The 23,242-nt window shown below is 41.0% G+C and carries 13 protein-coding genes; 2 read left to right on the plus strand and 11 right to left on the minus strand.

Translation table 11 applies throughout. From position 1 onward, the window contains the following. Positions 1 to 15 precede the first annotated feature (15 nt). From AB5217_RS22560 to AB5217_RS22605, 10 genes are all read right to left on the minus strand, one after another. On the minus strand, positions 16 to 1,671 hold the full coding sequence (locus tag AB5217_RS22560; RefSeq protein WP_004307063.1) for a RagB/SusD family nutrient uptake outer membrane protein: 1,656 nt from the start codon (positions 1,669 to 1,671) through the stop codon (positions 16 to 18). Between the two features lie 10 nt (positions 1,672 to 1,681). Beyond that, positions 1,682 to 5,047 (minus strand): SusC/RagA family TonB-linked outer membrane protein, encoded by a 3,366-nt coding sequence (locus AB5217_RS22565; protein ID WP_368112835.1) that lies wholly within the window; start codon positions 5,045 to 5,047, stop codon positions 1,682 to 1,684. A 267-nt stretch (positions 5,048 to 5,314) separates the two neighbouring features. Further along, positions 5,315 to 6,328 (minus strand): FecR family protein, encoded by a 1,014-nt coding sequence (locus tag AB5217_RS22570; RefSeq protein WP_004307061.1) that lies wholly within the window; start codon positions 6,326 to 6,328, stop codon positions 5,315 to 5,317. A gap of 71 nt (positions 6,329 to 6,399) precedes the next feature. Beyond that, positions 6,400 to 6,990 carry an RNA polymerase sigma-70 factor gene (locus tag AB5217_RS22575; RefSeq protein WP_004327200.1) on the minus strand — a complete coding sequence of 197 codons (591 nt, stop codon included), beginning with the start codon at positions 6,988 to 6,990 and terminating at the stop codon, positions 6,400 to 6,402. A gap of 112 nt (positions 6,991 to 7,102) precedes the next feature. Beyond that, on the minus strand, positions 7,103 to 9,634 hold the full coding sequence (locus AB5217_RS22580) for a family 20 glycosylhydrolase (RefSeq protein WP_032844461.1): 2,532 nt from the start codon (positions 9,632 to 9,634) through the stop codon (positions 7,103 to 7,105). Positions 9,635 to 9,641: 7 nt separating this feature from the next. Next, positions 9,642 to 10,715, minus strand: coding sequence for a cellulase family glycosylhydrolase (locus AB5217_RS22585; RefSeq protein ID WP_032844462.1), 1,074 nt, complete (start codon positions 10,713 to 10,715; stop codon positions 9,642 to 9,644). Between the two features lie 34 nt (positions 10,716 to 10,749). Further along, complete coding sequence (locus tag AB5217_RS22590; RefSeq protein ID WP_368112836.1) at positions 10,750 to 12,228, minus strand: BACON domain-containing protein; 1,479 nt, start codon at positions 12,226 to 12,228, stop codon at positions 10,750 to 10,752. A 46-nt stretch (positions 12,229 to 12,274) separates the two neighbouring features. After that, positions 12,275 to 13,690 (minus strand): DUF5125 domain-containing protein, encoded by a 1,416-nt coding sequence (locus AB5217_RS22595; RefSeq protein WP_195354998.1) that lies wholly within the window; start codon positions 13,688 to 13,690, stop codon positions 12,275 to 12,277. Continuing rightward, a complete protein-coding gene (locus AB5217_RS22600; protein WP_368112837.1) occupies positions 13,690 to 15,333 on the minus strand; it encodes a RagB/SusD family nutrient uptake outer membrane protein in 1,644 nt (547 codons plus the stop codon). Before AB5217_RS22600 ends, AB5217_RS22595 begins: the two co-directional genes overlap by 1 nt. A gap of 32 nt (positions 15,334 to 15,365) precedes the next feature. After that, entirely contained in the window at positions 15,366 to 18,782 is a 3,417-nt protein-coding gene (locus tag AB5217_RS22605) for a SusC/RagA family TonB-linked outer membrane protein (protein ID WP_149965447.1), read from the minus strand. A gap of 327 nt (positions 18,783 to 19,109) precedes the next feature. Between AB5217_RS22605 and AB5217_RS22610 the strand changes: the two genes are divergently transcribed. Continuing rightward, on the plus strand, positions 19,110 to 19,697 hold the full coding sequence (locus AB5217_RS22610) for an RNA polymerase sigma-70 factor (RefSeq protein WP_032844467.1): 588 nt from the start codon (positions 19,110 to 19,112) through the stop codon (positions 19,695 to 19,697). 53 nt (positions 19,698 to 19,750) lie between these two features. Beyond that, on the plus strand, positions 19,751 to 20,800 hold the full coding sequence (locus tag AB5217_RS22615; RefSeq protein ID WP_195646491.1) for a FecR family protein: 1,050 nt from the start codon (positions 19,751 to 19,753) through the stop codon (positions 20,798 to 20,800). A 234-nt stretch (positions 20,801 to 21,034) separates the two neighbouring features. Here AB5217_RS22615 and AB5217_RS22620 read toward each other — a convergent pair whose 3' ends face one another. Beyond that, on the minus strand, positions 21,035 to 23,233 hold the full coding sequence (locus AB5217_RS22620; protein WP_368112838.1) for a GH92 family glycosyl hydrolase: 2,199 nt from the start codon (positions 23,231 to 23,233) through the stop codon (positions 21,035 to 21,037). Positions 23,234 to 23,242: the final 9 nt, after the last annotated feature.

Genomic DNA, 23,242 nt, shown 5'->3' on the forward strand with positions numbered 1-23,242 from the left:
ATTCAGTTAATAGGTTTAATTTATACTTTGTTGCGCTTTGCTCTTATCCTCCGCCCAACCCGGACGTTCCCAAGTCTGCTTCAGCTCTTTTCCATAAGAAATGGCCTGTTCGACTGCATAGTTAGGAATCGGCATGTATTGATGCGTCGGCATTATGCCTTTTGCCTTATACATTTCTTGCGCGTATTTATTAAAACGGATCAAGTCAATCTTTCGATTACCTTCATAGAAAAATTCATGTCCCCGCTCTATCAGAATAGCGTTTAAAAAAGCGTCTTTTGTATTGGTTGTCACACTCGGCAAGTCCGACAGCCCGGCTCTTTTCCTCACCTGATTCACCGCATTTATAGCAGCTACGGAAGGTACAGTTCCTGTTTTACGCACTTCTGCCTCTGCATACATCAATAATACATCGGCCCATCTTGCCAAAGGAATATCGGTACCCTGGAAAGTAGTCATCGTCTCCTGCGGGAATTTATTTATAATATATCCGTTCCATCTCACCCCCAGATTATCTTTGTTGATAACGACACCATTCTTGTCCTTATAACTGGTTACAATGGTTTTCAGACGACCGTCGTTGCTTTCGAAAGCATCGTAGTATTTTTTATCCATACTGAAAGCCTGGAACCATCCACCTCCCATTGGAAAAGGATCCCCTTTTGCCACATCAGAAGGTAAAGCCCACATCAGGAAAGGATTCGCATTTCCATGCTTCGGGTTACCATCAGCAGTAGGGCTACAACTGACAGCCATAATCATTTCTTTATTGAATTTATTGGCATTCTTGAACAGGTCAACGTACGGAGTACTTCCGGTTTTAAACAAATCATATTTGCCCGTATTGAGTTCATTATACATATCAATCGCTCTCTGATAATAACCTTCCATGTGTTCACCCTCGTTCAGACAGTGTTTCATCAGGCAGAAGCGGGCATAGTCACGCGTATAGCGTCCCAAATCCGGGGCTACTTCGGGAGCATTCTTTGCGGCAAATTCCAGATCATCCGTAATCCATTGAGTCATTTCATCCAAAGAAGGGCGCACGGTATTCGACAACGCTTCCGGATCAATTACTTTTTCGGGATCCAGGATTACCGGTACGGGACCGTAAACATGCAACAGGAAGTACATCATCAATCCACGACACAAACGTGCTTCTCCAAGTAAATTATTCTTCTTTTCTTCCGTAAGAGCAGTCAGGGGAGCTTTTTCCAACGTTCCAATCACTTCAGTCATACGGGTCACCTGGGCTGTTTTCGGGAAATGATTCAAGTTACCACCGTCGTCTACATTTCCACGCCAGTAATAAAAGCAATTACTGTAATCTCCTTTACTAAGGCGTTCCCAGTCTGCACCTACTGTGGTAGCAGGCGCACATATATCAGAAGCAGAATCAAACATACGCACCGCTCCTCCAGACTGTATATGAATACCATGTTGCAAACCACCCGAACCCATATCATACGTCCAAACCGTAGTATAAGGCAGGTAGCAAACCATCATATAGGAAACATACTCTTGCTCTGTGGAAGGATATTCTCCCTGTAACAAAGCTCCGTAAATATAAGGATCAAAATTATTCTCACAACTACCGAATAAGAGTTGCAAGGAAACAAGCATCGGTAAAAAGAACTTCTTTTTCATACGACATAATTTGTTAGATTTCATAGCTTGAAGTTTAGAAGGTTAATTTTGCACCTATTGAATAAACTCTCATTTGAGGATATTGTCCTCCGGTCAGATTCGAAGAAGAAGTGTTGATTTCAGGGTCATATCCTTTGTATTTGGTAAAGGTCAAAGGATTCTGAAAGTCGACAAACACACGTATTCCTCTAATATACCCTTTAAATATGGATAATTCTTTGGGACCCAGGTTATATCCCAATGTGATGTTTCTCACACGCACATAAGAGGCATTTTCTCTTGTATAATCAAAGCCCAGATTTTCGGGTAAAGCCACTGATTTACTGATTGCGATACCCGGGAAATGTCCGTTCATGTTTGTCTGGGTATTCCAGATGTTATAAGAATAGATACCAACATTGTGCGCATCCACTCCTCTGGAGAGATTTCCGGCATCTGCACTATAACTATATGCGTCATTCCATTTCTTTACACCTAATTGTCCGTACATAAATATATCCAGATCAAAGTTTTTCCATGTAAATGTATTGCCAAAACCAAAATATAATTTAGGAAGCATGTTATCCATGTAAGAGTCATTCACGTCAATAATTCCATCACCGTTTTTATCTTCGACAATAGGATAACCCGGCATACAGGCGGCAGGTCCCAATGAACGTTGCGATTCGGGCATATTACTCTTATCCACATCGATAATATCGGTCGTTTTATAATAATAGAATGCATTCATCGGTTCATTTTTCCTTTTCTGATATTTCTGATAATCATAGTTAGGCATACGTTCTATCCATACTGCGTTATAATGGGACATCGTAATTTGAGAGGTCCATTTAAAATCATGTGTCTGGAGATTCAATGAGTTCAGACTTACATCTACTCCGGTACGTTTATAATGCCCTCCATTAATTGGACGTGTTCCGTGCATTCCCAATAATTCTGTCGGCGCTGTTCCCAACAAATGGGTTACGTCGTTACGGAATACATCTACACTACCCCAGATTCGATCTCTAAAAATAGAAAAATCCAATCCGATATTTTTCATGACTGTCTTTTGCCAGGTGACATCTTCATAGTTAGCGCCGGACAATATGTAGGGAATGTAAGTTACCGAATTATTATTGAATTGAACATCCTCGCGGGTTGTCGTTACAATACCGTATAGTGTTGTACCCAGGTTATCGCTACCTGTTTCACCGTAACTGGCTCTTAATTTCAACATATTAATCCAGGAGATATTCTTTATAAATGATTCTTCGTTCATCTTCCATGCAAGAGAAACAGATGGAAAGAAGGCGTATTTCTTACTGGGAAAGAATTTATCCGTACCGTCACGACGCAATGAAGCGGATACTACATAGCGTCCGAATAAGTCGAAACTTCCTCTGACAAACTGTGATCTCTTTTCATTCTTATATTTATAGGAAGTCGGATAGAAAGGACCGTCTGCCATACCTACGCTACTTCCCTGTATATGGTCATTGGCATTTTCATAAGATATATCCGAACCATCGCCACTATCAAGATAACGTCCCATACCGGCCATCAAATTCATATCCAATAACTCTCCAAATTTATGTTGGAATGTTAATGTACCTTCGAGAGTGCTTTGCTGCCTTTTTCCATATCCTAAGTTTCCTCTGGATTTACGTTGCAATGCGTAGTAAATATCAGAAGGAATGTAAGAATCACGAGAGGTATTTTCCTTGTTCAAGCCATACAATACTTTGGCTGAAAGCATATTCTTGATAATATCGACATCCAGTGAGAAGTTCATGTAGTAACCATTTTGCTCGGATTTGTCATTAATATCTTGCATGGAAACGGGATTAGGCGTCCGGCTGAATACATTATATTGTCCTTCGGCATCGTACACGGGAAGATAAGAGGGATAGAAGATTGCTCCGAAAAGTGCTCCGGCTCCCTGATCTCTTAAGTTTCCGACATCTCCGCCGACAGTAGAGTTCGTGTAATTATTCTGATTCAAGTTGACTATTGTTGTCAGTTTCAGGAAATTAGTCAGCTGGGATGTGATGTTTGTACGCAGGGAGTATCGCTCCATATCCGAATTATAAACGGTAGCGTCTTCTTTATAGTAGTTAACGCCCAGATAGTATTTAAACTTTTCCGAACCACCGCTAATCGTCAGATTATGATTGGTCACTGCACCTGTTTTCAGTACCTTGTCCAGCCAATCCGTAGTCGGGGCATTGGCTATTTGTGTCGGTGTAAAGATAGGTGTCCATTTATCGTCATAAGCGGCATTTCCATAAGGATACTGGCCTTTGTCATATAAATAATTCTCTTTACTGAACACATTCACCATGTTCATCAGTTCGGGTCCGCTCAATACATCCAGGTAAGGATAATGTTTTTGCACGGAATAGCTTCCTTCATACACGATGGTCGGTTTTCCCTCTTTTCCTTTTTTGGTGGTCACCAGAATAACACCATCCGCTGCTCCGATACCATAAATTGCTGCAGAAGCATCCTTCAGGATTTCAATAGATTCAATATCATTGGGATTTAATCCTGCCAGTCCGGCACGATTGACGGAAGAAGGAAGTGACGTACTTCCCGTGCCGACTTCAAAAGAGCCGCTAGGCATAACTACTCCATCCACCACATAAATCGGTGTACCACCTCCACGAATGGAGATATTGATGCCTCCTCCCGGCTGGGGACTGGCAACGGTTGCCTGCAAACCGGCAGCACGTCCCAGCAACATTCCTGAGATATTGCTAGTAGCCGCTTTGGATATTTTTTCAGTTTTTACGGTAGCGATAGAAGTAGTCAGGTTTTTACGGGAGGTTGTACCATACCCCACCACTACCACCTCGTCCAATATTTGCAGATTTTCAGCCAAGGTGACAGATAAAGATACCCGGTCGCCCACCTTTACTTCCTGTGTCTGATAACCGATATAGGAGACTTCCAATACAGCTCCCGGTGACACTTCCAGAGAGAACTTAGCATCCAAATCAGATGCGGTTCCGTTGGTTGTTCCTTTTTCCTTGATGGTAGCACCGATGATCGGTTCACCGTTGGCATCGCTCACTGTACCTGTGACTTTACGCTTTTTAGTGTCTTTAGAGGTATTCTGCCGCGCTTGCCCTTTTTGGACAATAATATTCTTGCCCTTTACCTCATAAACAACTTCTTGCCCGTACAATATCTGATCGATAGCTTCATTCAATTGTTTTGCCTTTACACTTACAATCTTCCTGGTATCCAGGTCTCCCACTTTATATACGAAAGAATATCCGCTTTTATTCTTCAATTGCGTCATTGCTTCTTTCACTGAAACATTATTCATTTTCAATGAAACGGCCTGGGCTAGTATTGCTATGTTAAGGCAAAAGAGAGCCACGACCATTAATATGGCCTTCTTCCTGTAATTCATAAAATAAACAAATTATTTAATTAAAACTTGAATAACTCGTTTTAAAAGAGATGTATTTTGCTAACTTTGCATAATCTCTTTTGAAAACATGCTCACGTTTGAAAGTTGTTGAAGAAGAGATTCAGGAGCCGGAAGATGTTCGAGATCTTCCGGTTTTTATTTTTCTCTCCTTATCATTCACTAAAGACTATTCAGTATTATTTCCTTTACTCATATTCTTCAATTATAAGGTTAAACAATCATAGTATTATAATCTCTGGTAACCGGTTAATAGATAGTTATATTGCGCTCTTCAATTTTATATTGTATTTTCTCTGTAGATGCCAACGCATCCAACACTTCCTGAATACTTTGTTCCCGACGGACGAAGTTTCCGTAGAACCGGAATTTATTTAATGAATCATTAGCTATGTGGATATTCACATTGTAGCTACGTTCCAGTTCTTTCACGATGTCCGGCAAAAGTTCTTCATCAAAAAACAGATAGCCATCCGTCCATTGGGAGGCATTGGAGGCTGTGACCGTTTCTACGGTCATCAATCCGTTCGCTTTGTTTAATATCGCTCTCTCGTCGGGTGCAAGGAAAGCTTCTTTCTCTTTTTTCAGTAAATTATTTAATTCCACTTTCCCTTCCAACAAGGATACTACCACTTCGTGATCTTCCGGATAATCGCGGAAATTAAATTTTGTTCCCAATACCTGCAATTGCAAATCTTTAGTCTTTACAAAGAAAGGGAGTTTCTCATTCCGTTGGACTTCAAAATATCCCTCACCTTCTAATTCTACTTTACGGTTATCTACTCCAAAGCCTTGTGAGTAGGTCATTCGTGAACCGGCATTCAACCAAACCAATGTACCATCAGGCAAATAAAGTTTCGTTCTTGATCCTAAAGGAGCCTCTACGGATATATCTGCAAAAGTGTCTTTTACATTCACTCCTCCCTGCCAATATGAGAAGCATCCTACTGCAAGTATGACTGCGATAATCGCGGCATAACGCCACAACGCCGACAAACGGAATTCCTGGCGAGGAGCTTTCTCCACTTGCTTCCGGCTCCCGATACGATTCTTAAAGGTATCGAATGCCTTGTCTTTATTGTATTTCGACGCGGCTTCACGGCTCACGGCAGAGAACCAGACTTCCCGTTGCTGAATAAAATAATCCTCATTTTCAGGTGATGCAGCTATCCATGCTTTTAGTTCGGCTAAAGCATTTTTGTCCAAACCTTCGGTCAGATAGGTTGCAATCAATTCATCAATATGTTTCTTTTCTTCTTCCATTTTTCTGCGTTCTATAAAGGAGACAGTAGATTTTTAATTGAGGGTAGTCTAAAAATGACTTTTTTTCGTTTTTACCCGAAAAAAAATAAAAGTAGAGTAATCAGATATTTACTTAGATTCGTTTGTAAAGATGCTAATGCATTCTTTATATGATACTTAACCGTATTGACAGAGATGCCTAACTCTTGAGAAATTTCTTCGTATGATTTTCCTTCAAAACGGCTTTTATCGAACACGCGACGACATTCGTTCGGCAATTTATCAATGGCTTTATATATTTCCTCTTCCAGTTCACGCTCCAGCAATGTCCCCAACGGATGCGAATCGGATATCGTCATTTTATCGTCTGTTATCTCATCGGGCATCAGAGATGAAAACGCAATCTCGCGCTTTTCCCATTCTGAATTAAGATAGTTGATACAACGATTACGGACGGCTCTCAACAAATAGCTACGGATGGAAACGGAAATCTCCAGCGTTTCACGAATCTCCCATAAATGAAAAATGGTATCTCCGACAATGGTTTCCGCAAGGAATTGATCTCTTACATAGCCGCTCGCGACATGACACAGCAGAGCATAGTGACGGTCATAGATGTATTGATAGGCATCTTCGTTACCTGTCTTCAACTGCTCTACTATTAAAGTTTCAGTATGCTCCATGGATGTATTAGTCGAGTTAATGGCACAAATTTAGAGAATTATTCGAGTTAAAAGCAAAATTAATAAGAAAACCCTCCAAAGAATTTCTTCTCTGGAGGGTTTAACATACCATTTAATATAATTCGTTTATCAATACGGTAGTTACACTTTCCTTTCCTAAATAAAAAGCCTTTGCTTTTATCAGTGGAGCATCACATGCTATCTGTGTTTGCCATTCTACAGAACTTTCCGTAGGTTCACTGCCATCGGTTGTATACCGGATTACCGCATTGGGATTGGTAGTATTAACAAGTAACAATCCATCCTTTACTATAATACCTGGAGGAGATACCCGGAAATTAATACCTCGTTTTGCCAAACGGGGCAATTCATAAGTTACAATACCGGCATTATATTTTCGTTTGGCATCCATATATACTTTGCCGTCCGGAGACAATGCCCACGATGGTTGAGCATTCCAAACGCGTTCTGCCAGTCCAAAGACTTTCGGGAAAAGATAATATTCTATTTGTTCGAAACTACGGATTGTCTCCGCCCAGATTTGTCCGGACAAACCTTTGATATTCTTATACCCCTCTTTTGTCAAAGGTTGCTTACCGTTTGAGGCTGTTTTTACATCCACAGATTCACCTTTCAGATTCCGCCGTAAAGACTTGTAAATATCAAAAGGCAACATATCAAACGTTACGTACTCATCTACGTAACCACCCCAACGTAACCCCGGTTCTTCCACATGATAACAATAGGCCATATCCAAATAGAAATTACCCACATTACAGAGTATAATAGGATAGCCCGCATTTGCTAACTTATACGGAACTTCATCCCCACCCTGTTCCGGAATTGTATTCCAGCAATAATTCAAGACCTTGCTATTTCTGAAATGTTCGTTCACGGTATTATCCGGATTCATAACTATGTCTTGCCATCCAACTGCTTGTATATTACGTTTATCCAACATTTCCAGAATTTGCCCCAGAAAATAATCTTTCAAATCCCGTATCTTAGTCAGTCCATGTTTTTTCATAAAAGTACGGCAGATAGAAGAACCTTCCCAAATACCTTCCGGCACTTCATCTCCACCCACATGGAAAGCAGTCAGTTCTACTCCTGCATCCTGATACATCTGCACGATTTCGTCAATCACTTTTTCAAGAAAATGATAAGTGGAAGGCATGGCAACATTAATCACATTGTCTGTAAAATTTTGTGCAGACAGATATTGAGAAGTATCTGCAAAGTCAGTCAAAAGATATTCTTCCGCTTTCGATTGGTCTATATCTATATATTTCTGATAACGGGCATTCATGGCTTTAATCGCTGCCCGGGAATGTCCGGGAATGTCTATTTCGGGAATAACTCTGATATGCCTTTCTTTCGCGTATTTCAGAATATCCATGAAGTCACTGCGAGAATAATATCCGTTGGCTAATGAAGTAGTATCTGTCTCATTCCATCCCCAGGCATACGCAGGATAAAGGCACATCTGTTCATCTGTGGTATGTCCTCTGCGAGAAGCTATTTCTGTCAATTCCTCCAATCCGGGTATTTCCACACGCCAGGCCTCATCGTCACTCAAATGCAAATGCAGTACATTCATCTTATAGAATGACAATATATCGATCAGTTTCAGCAAATCTGCTTTCTTTGTAAAATTGCGGGCTACATCCAACATAATTCCCCGATGCCCCATGTCCGGATAATCGGTAATATGAAGATTAGGAAGCGGAGCAGAAGTTAGTTCCATGTTATCTAATAAGGCAAGCAATGTTTGACAAGCATTAAATATGCCATGTGCATCATTAGCTTTCAAAGTCAACCGATTATTCTTTATCACGATTTCGTAATATTCATCGGGATATTGACAGGTAATAGGAACCTCCATTTTCTTCAATTCAATGATTGTTTCTTCATCCTTATCGGAAACGCTGCATCTTAATAATGAAGCCAGTTGACTTTTCAATAAAAGAGCTTCCTCTTTAAACGTATCATCAAACTTCAGACAGACTTTTTGAGAGAAAGAAGAAACACCGCCCGTCTTTTCCACTTTTTTAGGAGCAGGAAAAAGAGAAAGCATATCACAATCTACCGGTTTGCTGAAATCATCATTCTGCTTATAGAAATAATTTCCATCTGCATAGGGAAAGCTGTTCCTCGAGCTAACCCATTGGGCATCGGGCTTAAAAAGCTCGATCTCGATGGGGACATTTTGCGGTTGTAACGGTTTTCCTTTTTCATCAGTAGTTACCACATAAGCCCCTTCAGGAACCGAGGACACATTAATCACATTTCCTTCACTCAATATGGTAAAAGTGATTGTTTCACCCGGTGGCAATGCCTTGTAGTGTTCAGTGGGGTACATTTTATAGTAAGTCGAACCTAAACATTCAATTTCCAGCGGTGCATTAATAGGTTGCTGATAATAAATAGGTGTCTGATTAAAATAGATCACCCAATTATTAGTCAAGGATTTATTCCCATTATTCGTCAGGCAGAATGTATTCTTAAAATATCTGGCTTCCACACTATCTTTTTCCAGTTTCCATGTTAAGGATAGCTGTGAGGAAAGGGGCTGTTTACCAGCCCCGCAACCAAACAGGCATATCCCCAACATCATTATCCATATATTCCTCATAGTTATCATAAGGGAATTATTTAGTTAATGAACGAATACATTCCACCTCTTCTGCCGAATAAGGAGTTCCATCACTACGAAATATATCGTGGAACCACAATGGAGGTTCAACAACATCAGGCAATGGAGTATCCCATGCAAAGATCGTATTTGTTTTTCCGGCTACAAGGCCCCAGTTGATTGCACCGATATTTTCTTTCTTCAGCATTGGCATAATATCCTGGAAAGTGCTATTTTGAGTACGTGCCATATATTCCGTACAAATCATCGGGCGGCCATATTGCTTCAATGTGTCAATGAGCCGTTGATGCGAATCCAAACCTTCATACGTATGATAGGTTATCACATCCGAATTTTCCAATTGGAACTTATTCAGATTAGTCAGGCTCATATCCCAAACTCCGGCCGACAAAGGTTGTGACGGATTCACCGTTCGTCCCCACGTAAATATTTTCTGCAATAACGGCAAACTTCTTTCACCGTATCTATATCCTCCCGAACCTCCGGGCTCATTATATAAATCCCATAATACAATTCTCTTATCATCCTTAAAGGTAGTCAGGATATCTTTCACATAGCTTTCCAATACCGGAAGTATCACTGCCGTATCGCCTTTATAATACAGATCACCCGGGTCACGTGCCCATCCCGAGTTGTGTACTCCCGGCTGTGGTTCCGGCTGTTTGCCAGCCTGATATACAGGATTCCAACAATCATCCAGGAAGACGAAGATGGTAGAGATATGATGCTTGTCGGCAATAGTAAGGTATTCATTGATACGTTTCTTAAAGCCTTCCTTATCTGTTTCCCAAACCAGGTGATGCAAATATACGCGCATACAGTTCATGCCTATTTCTTCCGCCCAACCCAGTTCACGATCAATAGTCACCGGATCAAAAGTATCTGCCTGCCACATCTCCATTTGGTTGATTGCCGTGCTCGGAATAAAATCGCATCCACGAAGCCATCCCCATTGTTTATACCACTCATTAGCCTGCTCTTTTGTCCAGACCTCACGAACAGAGACCGTTTTCTGGTTGCAGGCAATCAACATAGCACCAATAAAAAAGGAAAGTAATATCTTTTTCATATAATCGTTTTACTTTATCAAATTAAAAATCTTTTTATTTTCTCCACGTAAATATTACCATATCACCCGGTTCGACTGCTATCGTAGAGCCGTCCGGAGTAGTCGTTGAACCATTTTTCAACACTCTGCTAACAGAACTATCCACATCGATAGACAGGTTCATCACATTACGAAAATCTCTATTTACTACCACAAGATATTGATTACCACCTTTCTCCAGGACAGAGACAACCGCACCTGTATCACTCGTAGTCAATGATTTTATAGGAGTCGGCAGACTTCCCAAAGCCTTCGTGCCTTCAGGTATTTCACTTCCGGTGTGAGATACAGAAATAACCTGTGCTCCCAAGAATATACCTGCAAGCTGTTGTACTTCCTGATTAACTGTCTTGACCAGATCATACACTTCGGTCGGATCGTCATGTTGAAGTCCGCGATAGGTAAAATACTGGATTGCCTGCGCACCATAAGCTAAATCACTGAAGACTTGTAACCTCAACTCGGGCAATGTCGGTATCTTATAAAAATGAGTTTCATCAAGCTTATGAGAAAGTGCAAGTGCAAATGCCCAAAACGGCTTTTTGTTCTCTTTAGCAGCAGCCGATATTTCTTCCAGATTCCGATACCAGTCCGGACGAATAATGCTTGGAGCACCATTTATAGAGACAATAGGATAATTGTCAAACGAAATAAACGGAACAGGGACTTGTTCTATAAACGACTTTACATTTTCAGAATAAAGTTCTTTCCCCCATGCCCAATTGGGGTACAAGTTTATATAACAAGGATGATGGCTGTCAATGGTTTTAATTTTCTTCACCAATTCGCCCAAACCCGGCAAATCATTCACTTCCGGTTCATCCTTCAAATGATAGGCATACAAAGCCGGATGATTCATCATCGCTTTTACGACCTCTTCGGCAGTAGCAACAGACAAGAGATCCTTAGAAGAAGTTATCATTTTCACTCCGGTCTTCTGTGCGGCGTCAAGCACCTTCAATGTTGTTTCCAAATCATCATACCATCCCAGATAAATATTAATGCCGGATGCTTTCATCACCGGGAATTTCTCCAGCGACTTATCTGCTTCCACTCCGGTCCATGCTATAATCGGGAATTCTCCATCAGTTGTAGGGATATAAGAATTACCCTGAATGATCTCAATTTCCTGTGTCTTTACTCCATTAGGTACTACGCGGAATACAGCCGTACGTCCGGTTCCTGTATTTGCATTTGCAGTAATTGTCACAGTTCCGTTTCCACTCCCTTTGGTCGGTGAGATGGTAACCCAAGACTGATCCGTCTCGTTTACAAATTTCCATTCCGTATTAGACTTTATCGAATAAACCTCCGTAAAACCGTCATTACCGATCTGTAACTTCTCTAAATTTCCGGAAATAGAAAAAGAGGCTTTCTCCGGATCCATCGAACAAGACATTAATAACATTGGCAACATCGAAAAAAAGAACGTAACCAGAAATTTCTTACTATATGTTTTCATTGATATATACATAATTCTATTGAATATTAAATTAAAGACTATTAATCATGATCCCCTCTTAATTGTAAGGAGTCAATCGTATCACTTCACTGGCTTTATCAATATGTATCGTATAAAGTCCGGCTTTAAAATCAGGACCGGGAATCAGATCGCCGGGAGCATTTCTCGTAACCAAGTTGACAGGCTCAACCGTATATGAGTTCTTCGTATCTTCCTCTTGCGCCCATCCATATCCTCTATAGAACTTAAATCCCATCGTCTGGTCGATGTATACAACTGCTTCGAAAGTATTTGCACCGACCTTTTTAAAGAAGAACCACTGGTGAGGATATGCGAAGTCCCAAGCGAGCGTAGCCACATAAGGTTCACGTGGGAATCCGACTCCAGCACCGAGAATATACATCACTTCCGGATAAAAGACATCCCGCGGCCGCTCCATATACATAAAACCGTTTGATGTATTATATTTCAAATTATAAAGTACCGACGGACCATCGAATTTTGCTTTGCTCCCTGAAACATCTTTAAAGAATTCCGGCCGGAGCATATTGGTGACATCACTACCAAAACCTATAAAATTAATCTTGGCACTTTCTACCAACTGAACATCCAACTGGACATATCCTCCTCCCACATCAAAGAAGCGGGACTTATCAATATCAATGCTGTATGTCAGAGTCTTATCAGCCAAGAAGCTCAACATATCAAAAGTGATATTCTCCAATGTATAACTCCCTACCTTAGGAGTCGGAATCGAAGTAGCTGCATCATCAGTCACAATCGCGATCTTATCGTCTGAATATCCCCATACCAAACCGGAATAATCAGGTTTGTTATTTATTATCTTTTCGGCAACTTTAAAATGGTCGCCAATCCCTGCCAAATCCGCCGCACTCGTCCGGAAACTATAATCCGTTTCATTCTGACTCTCCTTGTCCATTTCATACACATTTCCCAAATCATCAACAAGGTATAATTGGGAAGGTGTTTCCGGACGGGTCACCGCCACACTTGCGGCCTCATCCAAAGTCAGAGTCGACTCATTGCCACCTAAATCATTTACAGCTTTTATAGTCACCACAGGACGTCCATTCTGGAAACCGGCAACAAAAGGTAAAGTAGCTTCCTCTTCAATAACTGCAGAACGTCCGCTCAATCCTTTAGACAAATTCAAGATTTCGGCTCCATCCATTGTCACTAATAATTGGAATGAAACCAAATCATTATATTCATCACTGACCTGTGCGGTGAACTTCACTTTATCACCAGCCGCCACAACCGTTTCACCATTCACTCCCCGCAATACGGCATTTTCTATTTTAGGTTTTGAAGGTGTAGGCCACTCCGGCCATTCACTTGGCTTACTAACATCATCTTTTGCACACGAAAGGAGCAATAACGACGACATGAATAATACGTATATCTTTTTCATTTTTCTTAAGATCTCTAGTTTAACAATAATGAATGATGACATTAATTGCGAGCTGCCGCAAGATCCGCTTTCCATCCCTCACGTTCAAATGTCTGTGCCAACACTTTTCCATAAGATTCCGAAGCTTGTTGAACCGCATAATTAGGAATAGGCACATATTGATGTGTAGGAGCCACTCCTTTGATCTTCGCTGTACGCTGCGCATACTGATTAAAACGGATGAGATCTATTTTACGCATCCCTTCATACAACATTTCATGTCCTCTTTCCGTAAGTAAAGCATCTAGGAAGGCTTCAACATTCGCTGTTGCCGATGACGGAAGATCTCCCAGTCCGGCACGCTTACGCACCTCATTGACCGCAGCAATAGCATCAGCGGACGGAGCTGCATTGTTTTTACGTACTTCGGCTTCCGCATACATGAGCAATACATCCGCCCAACGGGCTAACGGTATATCAGTCCCCTGAAAAGCCGTAGCTGTTTCCACCGGGAATTTATTAATTATAAATCCGTCCCATGTGGTTGTATTCCGGTCAATCCAAGTTCCGGCAGTCGTATAATATTTGGTAAGGATCACTTCACGACGTTTATCCAAAGGATCATACGTATCCCAAAATTTCGGAGACACGTTGAAGGTTTGTCCCCATCCCTGCCCTTGCAAGTAGAAAGGAGTCGGATTTCCCTGATCGTCCACTCTGGCTGCATTATCGGGAGTAGCGAGCATCATCAGCGGGTTAAAGTTACCGGACTTATTCGTACCGTCCGCCGTTTCATCACAGCTGACAGCCATAATCACTTCCGAATTGAAGTTATTGGCATTTTTAAATTGCTCAATATAAGGATTATCCCCTTTCTTGAAAAGACTATACCGCCCCTTCAACTCATTATACATATCAATTGCTTTCTGATAATAACCGGACATATAATAGCCTTCATTCAGGCAATGCCGCATGATGCATACACGTGCATAGTCTTTATTGTAACGTCCCTGTTCCGGCTGTGTATCTGCAATATACTGATAAGCATAATCAAAATCAGCCATAATCCACTCCGTCATTTGCTGCAATGTCGGACGTACCAGATTTTCCAGCTTTGAAGGATTAATCAGATCGTCCGGATCGACAATCAAAGGAACAGGACCATATACATGCAATAAATAATACATCATCAATCCACGGCAAAGACGGGCCTCGGCAATAAACTCCCTTTTACGCTCTTCGGAGACCACTTCGGTAGAAGCCTTCTCCAAAGTTCCAATCACATTGGTGAAGTAGGAAATCTCACTTACTTTCGGAAAATGATTCGGCCTTTCGTCACTTAACGTACCACTCGTATAATAGACACACTGACTGAAATCGGCTTTGGAAAGAAAGTAGTATCCGCCTCCCCAACCATTATTCCACACGGCCATTTCATCTGTTGGATAATCAAAGAACTTCAGTACACCTCCGGCAGGGATATACCAACCGTGCTGATTACCACTTGTTCCGGCACCGATCCAATAGGTCCATGTTGTCGTAAAAGGCATATAGCAGGTCATCATAAATGATTCGTATTCGGCTTCAGTCACCGGATAATTAGAAACATTCAACGTGCCATACATCTTCGGATCAAAATTATCCTCACAACTGCACATGATAAATGCAATCATGACAAACACCTTAAATAATTTATTCTTGTTCATATTTTCAATCTTTTCTTTCGTTACAGGTTTTCTTAGAAACATATTTTTGCTCCGAAGGAGTATGTTCTCGTCATCGGATACTCCGCTTTGGAGCCGTCACCCCCCGTCTTTATTTCAGGATCGACACCTACAAACTTGGTAAAAGTAAACGGATTCTGACAGTCGATAAAAACTCTGATAGAACTCACATAATCACCCACTCTTCCCAGCTTCTTTCCCGAAAGGTTATATCCTAAAGTGATATTCCTGACACGTACGAATGAAGCATTCTGATAATCTTCCTCAAAACCTACGTTACCGGGCAAAGCGACAGCCTTTGTTGAAGCGATACCACGACGGTTTCCATTCTGATTGGTTTGGGAATTCCAGATAGTATATACATATTTGTTCGAATTCTTGGGACTTGTGTAATACACATCTCCGACAAGTGCCCAACGATATGCATAGTTATAACGTGTACGTCCGAATTGTCCATACATAAATACATCCAGATCAAAATCTTTGTATACAAATGTATTTCCAAAGCCTATGTGAATTTTTGGAAGTGTATTCCGCATCTTTACATCATCAATCGTTATTTTATTATCCCCATTCGCATCCTTTATAATCGGATAGCCAGGTTGTTGCGCGTCTGCCGGCAAAGACTTCTGCGATTCGGGCATATTGCTTTTATCTATGTTGATAACGCCTTCCGTTTCATAGTAATAATAAGCATTCACCGGTTCGTTCTTACGGATTCGATATTCTTCATAATAATAGTTGGGCATCCGTTCTTTCCAAACGGCATTATGATGTGATAAGGTCAATTGTGAGGTCCACTTAAACACACGGGGGATTTCAAAGTTAAGTGAGTTAATAGTCGCATCCCATCCGTAACGTACATAATGTCCATAATTCATCGGAACGGAAGATGTCATACTAAGCGGAGAGGCAGAGTCATATCCCAGCAAGTTGGTTACATCATTGCGGAACATATCAAAACTTCCCCAGATTCTATCTTTTAAGACTGAAAAGTCTATACCTATATTTTTCATGGTAGTCTTTTCCCAGGTAACATTCGGGTAATCAGGACCGCTAAGCAGATAGGGTACATAAGTCACTGAATTGTTAGAGAACTTGATATATTGGGCTGCCAGACTGAAAGTGCCATAAAGCGAACTACCCAGATTATCATTACCTGTCTGTCCATAACTACCACGAATCTTCAACTGGTCAATCCATGATATATGCTTCATAAACGGCTCGTTAGATAATTTCCAGGCCAATGATACTGAAGGGAAATAGGCATATTTCTTTCCCGGGAAAAATTTATCCGTTCCATCTCGGCGAATAGTAGCGGCAACTACATATCTGTCGAGCACATCCACACTTGCCCTGGCAAATTGAGAACGACGTTCATCGGCTGCCCTGAAAGAAGTCGGGTAGAAAGCGCCTTCCGCAGCTTCCACCTTATCAGCAGCAATGTGATCGTTAATCTGTTCGTAGTCAAGTTCAAGACCATTTGAATCGTTCGTATACCTTCCCATACCGACTACGGCATCGACACGTAACAAATCTCCAAACTGCTTTTTGAAAGTCAACGTGCCTTCCATAGTTTGGTTTCTACGTTCAACATATCCCAAATGCCCTCTTGATTTATACATGTCCATAAAATATATATCAGAAGGAATATACAGATTACGATTGGCATTCTCCTTATTAATGCCATACATCAAACGGAAGGACAACATATCCTTGATTATATCCACATCGGCAGCAAAGTTTAGATAATAACCGCTTGTTTTAGTCCGGTCACTAACTTTTATCATTTCGGCCGGGTTAGGGTAATTTGAATATAAGGTAGGTTTTCCGTCCTCACCTCTGATCGGTAAATAAGAAGGATAGGTTAAAGCCGATTGTATGGCATCATACCCATTTCCACCCCCACCGCCACCGGAAGTTGAGTTTGTATATTCATTCTCATTTACATTAACAATTGCTGTCAACTTAAGAAATGGAAGCAATTGTGAAGATATGTTTGTCCGAAGAGCATAACGTTCCATAGCGGAGTTTTCTACCGTACCTTCCTGTTTGTAATAATTTCCGGACAGATAATATTTCAGCAGTTTAGAACCGCCCGTAATTGTGATATTATGATTATTGATGCTACCATCCTTTAATACACAATCCAGCCAGTCTGTTGTTTGAGCGGCAGCTATCTGTTGAGGTGAGAATTGAGGTACCCATTTATTATCAAAAGGTTTATCACCGTAAGGATACATACCGTTCGTAAATAAATAGTTTTCTTTATTGAAAATGTTGGCAACATTCATATATTCTTCCCCACTCAAAGGTTCCAGATACGGATAGTTTTTCACGATAGAATAATTTCCTTCATAAGTGATTTGGGGACGAGTTTCAGTACCTTTCTTTGTAGTGATCAATACGACCCCATTGGCTGCACCAATTCCATAAATGGAGGCAGATGCATCCTTTAACACTTCGATAGATTCAATATCGGCAGGATTAAGTCCGGCCAATCCCGAACGATTGATAGAGTTGGGCATAACCTGATTTCCATTTCCAACCTCTAAAGAAGTGGAAGGCATCATTACTCCATCTACTATAAAAATGGGAGTACCTGCCCCACGAATTGAAAGGTCAACTGCTCCACCCGGTTGCGGGCTTGTCAACGTAGCTTCCAGTCCGGCAGCCCGCCCAAGCAGCATCTGTGACATATTACTTGTTGCGGCTCGCGATATTTTTTCCGTTTTTACCGTTGCAATGGAAGTGGTCAGATTCTTACGGGTGGTCGTTCCATACCCTACCACAACAACTTCATCCAACTGTTTCGAATCCTCTTTCATCGTCACATTCAACGTCATCGGTCGGGTAATTTTCTGCGTATATGTAGTGTAACCTATTGAAGTAAATTTCAGTGTCGAGCCTTCCGGAACTTGCAACTGGTAATTGCCATCTATACCGGTTATAGTTCCTTGAGTAGCCCCTTCTATCATCACAGTCACTCCCGGAAGAGCCTCGCCGGATTCGTCCACTACCTTTCCGGTCACTTTGACCGGCTGTTTGTTATCCTGTGGTTGAGATGAAACTTTGTTTAATACAATCTGACGTTTTTCAATCGTATAAGATACTCCTTCGCCTTTAAAAAGTTTATCCAGTACCAGAGTCATCCGTTCATTTTTCACAGTAATGCTTACTATACGACTTACATCAACAATGTCTTTGTTGTATAAGAAACGATATTCTGTCTGATTTTCGATACTAGTCAAGACCTCCTCTACAGTCACATTCTTCAGTCGCAATGTAATTTTGGCGGATTGTGCCAAGATAGGTATACTGATAGCTTGCAAAGCTATACAAAACAACCATATAGCACAGATTCTCCCCATTTTTACATTTGCAGGTACATTAATTCTCTTTTTCATTTTTCTAATTGAAATAAGTTTCATACCTTTACATGTTTGGTTATTGGTTCTACAAATAAGTTGATTAACGAATAACTGAATCTTTGGAAAGGAAGGTGAGTCAGACCTTCCTTTTTTTATCAGTTGTCGGAAGCTGAATTCACTGATTATGTCTTTCTCATGGCTTGTATTATTTAAAGGTTAATAAATGTGTTTTTCTCTCGTTTCTATCAATAAGACGTTTCTAAAAATAAAAGCCACATTGGATATCACATTATTTTTTCATCTGCATTATTTTTTCTTCAAACTATCGTTTATCCCAAATAATCTTTCTATTTTTACCCCCGACAATAGAACCTTTACTACAATACTATGCCGAATATCCAACAACAGACTTCCGACGACCGTTTTCTGGTAATAGCACTGAAACAGGATGATAAACAGGCTTTTACCCGATTATTCCATACTTATTATAAAGATTTGGTATTGTTTGGTGGTACCTACATCCCGGAAAAATCTACTTGTGAAGATATTGTGCAAAATATCTTTCTCAAACTATGGAATGACCGGAAGTCATTGGAAATAGAGAACTCACTAAAGTCATATTTACTGAAAGCTGTTCGAAACTACTGCCTGGATGAATTGCGCCATCGCAGGATTATAGATGAGCACGTTGCTTATGAACTTAAATCGGGCTCTATAGATATAGATACGACAGAAAACTACATACTGTATTCTGATTTATGCCGGCAACTTAAAAATGCATTGGAACAATTACCTCCTCAAGAAAGAGAAGTGTTCGAGATGAGCCGATTAGAAAATATTAAATATCAGGAAATTGCCAATCGCCTGAATATCTCTGTCAGAACGGTAGAAGTACGTATCAGCAAAGCGTTGAAGCAGCTTCGCATCTTATTAAAAGATTTTTATTTACTACTTTTTTTCTTTCTTTTCCACTAATGGATGTGGGATTTTCTTTCTGAAACGTCTATTATATATAAGGTAAAATGCATATGATAAATAAAGATTCAGACATAGAAATTATAATCTCCAGATATCTCTCGAAAGAGTCTACAGCAGAAGACATTAAGATACTGGATGATTGGATATCAGCTACTCCCGAAAATTATAAAAGCTTTCTGGCACAAAAGAATATATGGGAGATCAGTCACCCGGCCTTTAATCCGGAAGAGATAGATGTGGACAGTGCGCACAGAAAAGTAATGGAGCAGATTCTCCATCAAAACCGGCCGCCGGTTTCCGTTCGTCCTAAGTTGTCCTTCCTGCACTATTGGCAGCAAGTGGCAGCTATCTTACTTCTTCCTTTACTGATATTATCTGCTTATCTTTATTTTAAACCCGCTTCTCAAATTGCAGAGACTTATCAGGAGCTATTCACTCCTTATGGCACTTGGTCGGTAGTTAATCTGCCTGACGGTTCTAAGGTTTGGCTAAATGCCGGAAGTTCTTTAAAGTATCCGACTCAATTCAATGATAAGCAAAGAGTTGTTTCAATGCAGGGTGAAGCCTATTTTGAAGTAGAATCCGATAAAGAGCATCCCTTCATCGTAAAAACAAAACAACTAACTGTAGAAGCTACCGGCACTGCATTCAATGTGAACGCATACGCTCCGGATCATGTAGCAGCAGTGACGTTAGTAAAAGGAAAGGTCGCAGTTACTCTTGACCAGAAAAAGACGATTTCCCTTTCACCGGGAGAGAAAATTGACTATAATCTAGCCACTTCTTTATATAACGTCAATAAGACCAACACTTATAAATGGTGCTCATGGAAAGATGGAATACTCATTTTTAGAGATGACCCGCTGGAATATGTATTCAAACGTTTGGGACAGACTTATAACGTGGAATTTATTCTGAAAGACGCCGAATTAGGAAAGTATTCCTATAAAGCGACTTTTGAAGGTGAATCTTTAAATGAGATTTTGCGCTTGCTTGAAATGAGTGCACCTATTCGCTGTAAAGAGGTTAGTAACCGCAACAGCAATAATGAGAAGTTTGAAAAGCAGCGTATAGAGGTGAGTAGGATTGTAGGGAAATAAGTTTGTATTAGTACAAACTTAATCGTATGGCTTCAAATTAATTTCATTTGGTAGTATTAAGTTGTACGACACCCGGGTCTCATGCACACCGACACCCGGGTGTTGAACATGCTGACACCCGGGTGTCGTACAATTTATTCTTGCAGTATCTTTTTTTCTTCTCTACTATAAGTTATGATCCCAACCACTATTAATTAAAGTCATTAGTCCCATAACAGTACAGAAACGAATTTATTACTTCATCTTGTATACCAGCGTTCCTCCTTTTACAATATCCTCATGCGAGATTGTTTTCTTCGTATATGGTTCGCCATTCAATGTAATACTATCTACATATTTATGTTCTTTCGACAAATTCTCCGCAATAATCGTGAAAGTCTTGCCATCGGCCAGATGCAAGGTCATCTTCGGCAACTGTGGAGCACCGAATACATATTCCGCACTTACCGGATCTACCGGATAAAATCCCATCGCACTAAGCATATACCAGGCAGACATCTGTCCGCAATCATCATTTCCGCAAAGTCCGTCGGGTTTGTTTTTGTATTGAGTATCAAATATTTCACGAACCAATTCCTGTGTACGTTCCGGACGACCAGCCAGTGCATACAAATAAGTCACATGATGGCTTGGCTCATTTCCATGAGCATATTGCCCGATTAATCCAGTAACATCTGCTAAACTTTCACCTTCTAGCTTAACCGTAAACAATGAGTCTAATTTATTCAAGAAAGGTTTTTCTCCCCCAAACAACTGGATTAATCCTGGAACATCATGTTGTACATGCCAAGTATATTGCCATGCATTTCCTTCCGTATAATCTCCACCGACACTTTCAGAATGTGCCAACGCACTTGGGTTAAACGGAGCTTTCCAAGTTCCGTCAGCTTTGCGCGGACGCATGAACTTCGTCTCCGGATCGAAAAGATTCTTATAATAGTCAGCACGTTTCGCGAAGTAAGCGGCATCTTCCTCTTTACCCATACGACGTGCCATATCGGCAGCAGCATAATCATCATATACAGATTCTAAAGTGGAAGATACAGATTCTGCTTTTATCAGATCTGTCGGGAAATAACCATATTTCGTATAAACCTCCCAATCAGACTTCAACGGATGAGATACAGTCTGCGTCTTCTTTATTATATTGAAAGCACGTTCAGCGTCAAAGCCACGGAATCCTTTGCGATAAGCCTCGGCAATGACTGATACGCCGTGATTACCAATCATACAGAAATTCTCTTTTCCCCACAATCCCCAAATAGGCAGGAAGCCTTGCACTTCACCCTGTTCGATGAGAGAATTCACAAAACCGTCCACACGTTCGGGAATCACTAATGTATAAAACGGATGAGCGGCACGGTAAGTATCCCACAAAGAGAACGTAGAATAGAAAGCACCCGTTCCAGCCTTTACTATAGAGTCGGCAGCATTACGATACATACCGTCTACGTCCGAAATTTGATTAGGCTGAATCAATGCGTGGTAGAAACAAGTATAGAAATTTGTCTTTTCATCATCGGTACCCTCTATTTCAATACGGCTCAAATAGTTATTCCATTCATTGTGGGCGGCAGTTCTCACTCCTTCAAAATCCCAGGCAGGAATTTCTGCTTCCAGATTCTTTTTAGCCCCGTCTATGCTGGTGGTGGAAAGAGCCACTTTCATCATCAGCTCGTCTCCCGGCTGCATGTCAAAAGAGGCTATGATGCGTTTTCCTTTTTCTGTTTCGCCCATCGGAAGATAAAGTGAATCGACTACCGGACGATTGAATTTCATCACAAAGAAATAATCCTGATTGACCCATACCGTGTTATTGACATGCCCTGTCAGTGTTTGAGCATCTTCCCAGTTCACTTCACAACTATTAACTTGTGAATGATATTGTTCTTCTCTCCATGCAGGACCATGTTGCAAGTCAATCAATATAGAGGCAGAATCAGCCTTGTGATAAGTATAGCGGTGAAGGGCAGCATGGATAGAGGCAGTCAGTTCCGCTTTTACCTGTGGATCAGAGAGCTCTGCGGTGTAATATCCCGGAGTAGCCGCTTCTTTATCTTTAGGGAAATGACTACGATAAGCATCCCACGCACGGGCACGTGTGCCAGTGACCGGCATCACCAAAATATCACCTAAGTCCATACATCCCGTTCCATTCAGATGTGTTTGAGTAAATCCCCAAATCAGAGAATCCTCATAAACATATTCAGAACAGTAGCGCCAACCGACTGCACCCGTCACAGGACTGGTCTGTATCATACCGAAAGGATAACATGCGCCGGGAAATGTATGCCCGTTGTCTGCGCCACCGATAAAGGTATTAACGTATTGAGTATAATCCTTTGTATCCGTCTTTTCAGCCGGAGTACAAGAAGAATAATAAAACAAGCCTGCTGCCAGAGTTGCAGCCATAAAAGGGGTTTTTCTTCTCATGGTAAATAT

The sequence above is a fragment of the Bacteroides sp. MSSM.1001136sp1_RTP21357st2_D2_RTP21359_211015 genome (genome assembly GCF_040913205.1).
Classification (GTDB): Bacteria; Bacteroidota; Bacteroidia; order Bacteroidales; family Bacteroidaceae; genus Bacteroides; species Bacteroides ovatus.

Bases quoted from the DNA above. Each gene is read 5' to 3' on its own strand.
- AB5217_RS22560 (WP_004307063.1), bottom strand. From the start codon at position 1,671: ATGAAATCTAACAAATTATGTCGTATGAAAAAGAAGTTCTTTTTACCG.
- AB5217_RS22565 (WP_368112835.1), bottom strand. From the start codon at position 5,047: ATGAATTACAGGAAGAAGGCCATATTAATGGTCGTGGCTCTCTTTTGC.
- AB5217_RS22570 (WP_004307061.1), bottom strand. From the start codon at position 6,328: ATGGAAGAAGAAAAGAAACATATTGATGAATTGATTGCAACCTATCTG.
- AB5217_RS22575 (WP_004327200.1), bottom strand. From the start codon at position 6,990: ATGGAGCATACTGAAACTTTAATAGTAGAGCAGTTGAAGACAGGTAAC.
- AB5217_RS22580 (WP_032844461.1), bottom strand. From the start codon at position 9,634: ATGATAACTATGAGGAATATATGGATAATGATGTTGGGGATATGCCTG.
- AB5217_RS22585 (WP_032844462.1), bottom strand. From the start codon at position 10,715: ATGAAAAAGATATTACTTTCCTTTTTTATTGGTGCTATGTTGATTGCC.
- AB5217_RS22590 (WP_368112836.1), bottom strand. From the start codon at position 12,228: ATGTATATATCAATGAAAACATATAGTAAGAAATTTCTGGTTACGTTC.
- AB5217_RS22595 (WP_195354998.1), bottom strand. From the start codon at position 13,690: ATGTCATCATTCATTATTGTTAAACTAGAGATCTTAAGAAAAATGAAA.
- AB5217_RS22600 (WP_368112837.1), bottom strand. From the start codon at position 15,333: ATGAACAAGAATAAATTATTTAAGGTGTTTGTCATGATTGCATTTATC.
- AB5217_RS22605 (WP_149965447.1), bottom strand. From the start codon at position 18,782: ATGAAACTTATTTCAATTAGAAAAATGAAAAAGAGAATTAATGTACCT.
- AB5217_RS22610 (WP_032844467.1), top strand. From the start codon at position 19,110: ATGCCGAATATCCAACAACAGACTTCCGACGACCGTTTTCTGGTAATA.
- AB5217_RS22615 (WP_195646491.1), top strand. From the start codon at position 19,751: ATGATAAATAAAGATTCAGACATAGAAATTATAATCTCCAGATATCTC.
- AB5217_RS22620 (WP_368112838.1), bottom strand. From the start codon at position 23,233: ATGAGAAGAAAAACCCCTTTTATGGCTGCAACTCTGGCAGCAGGCTTG.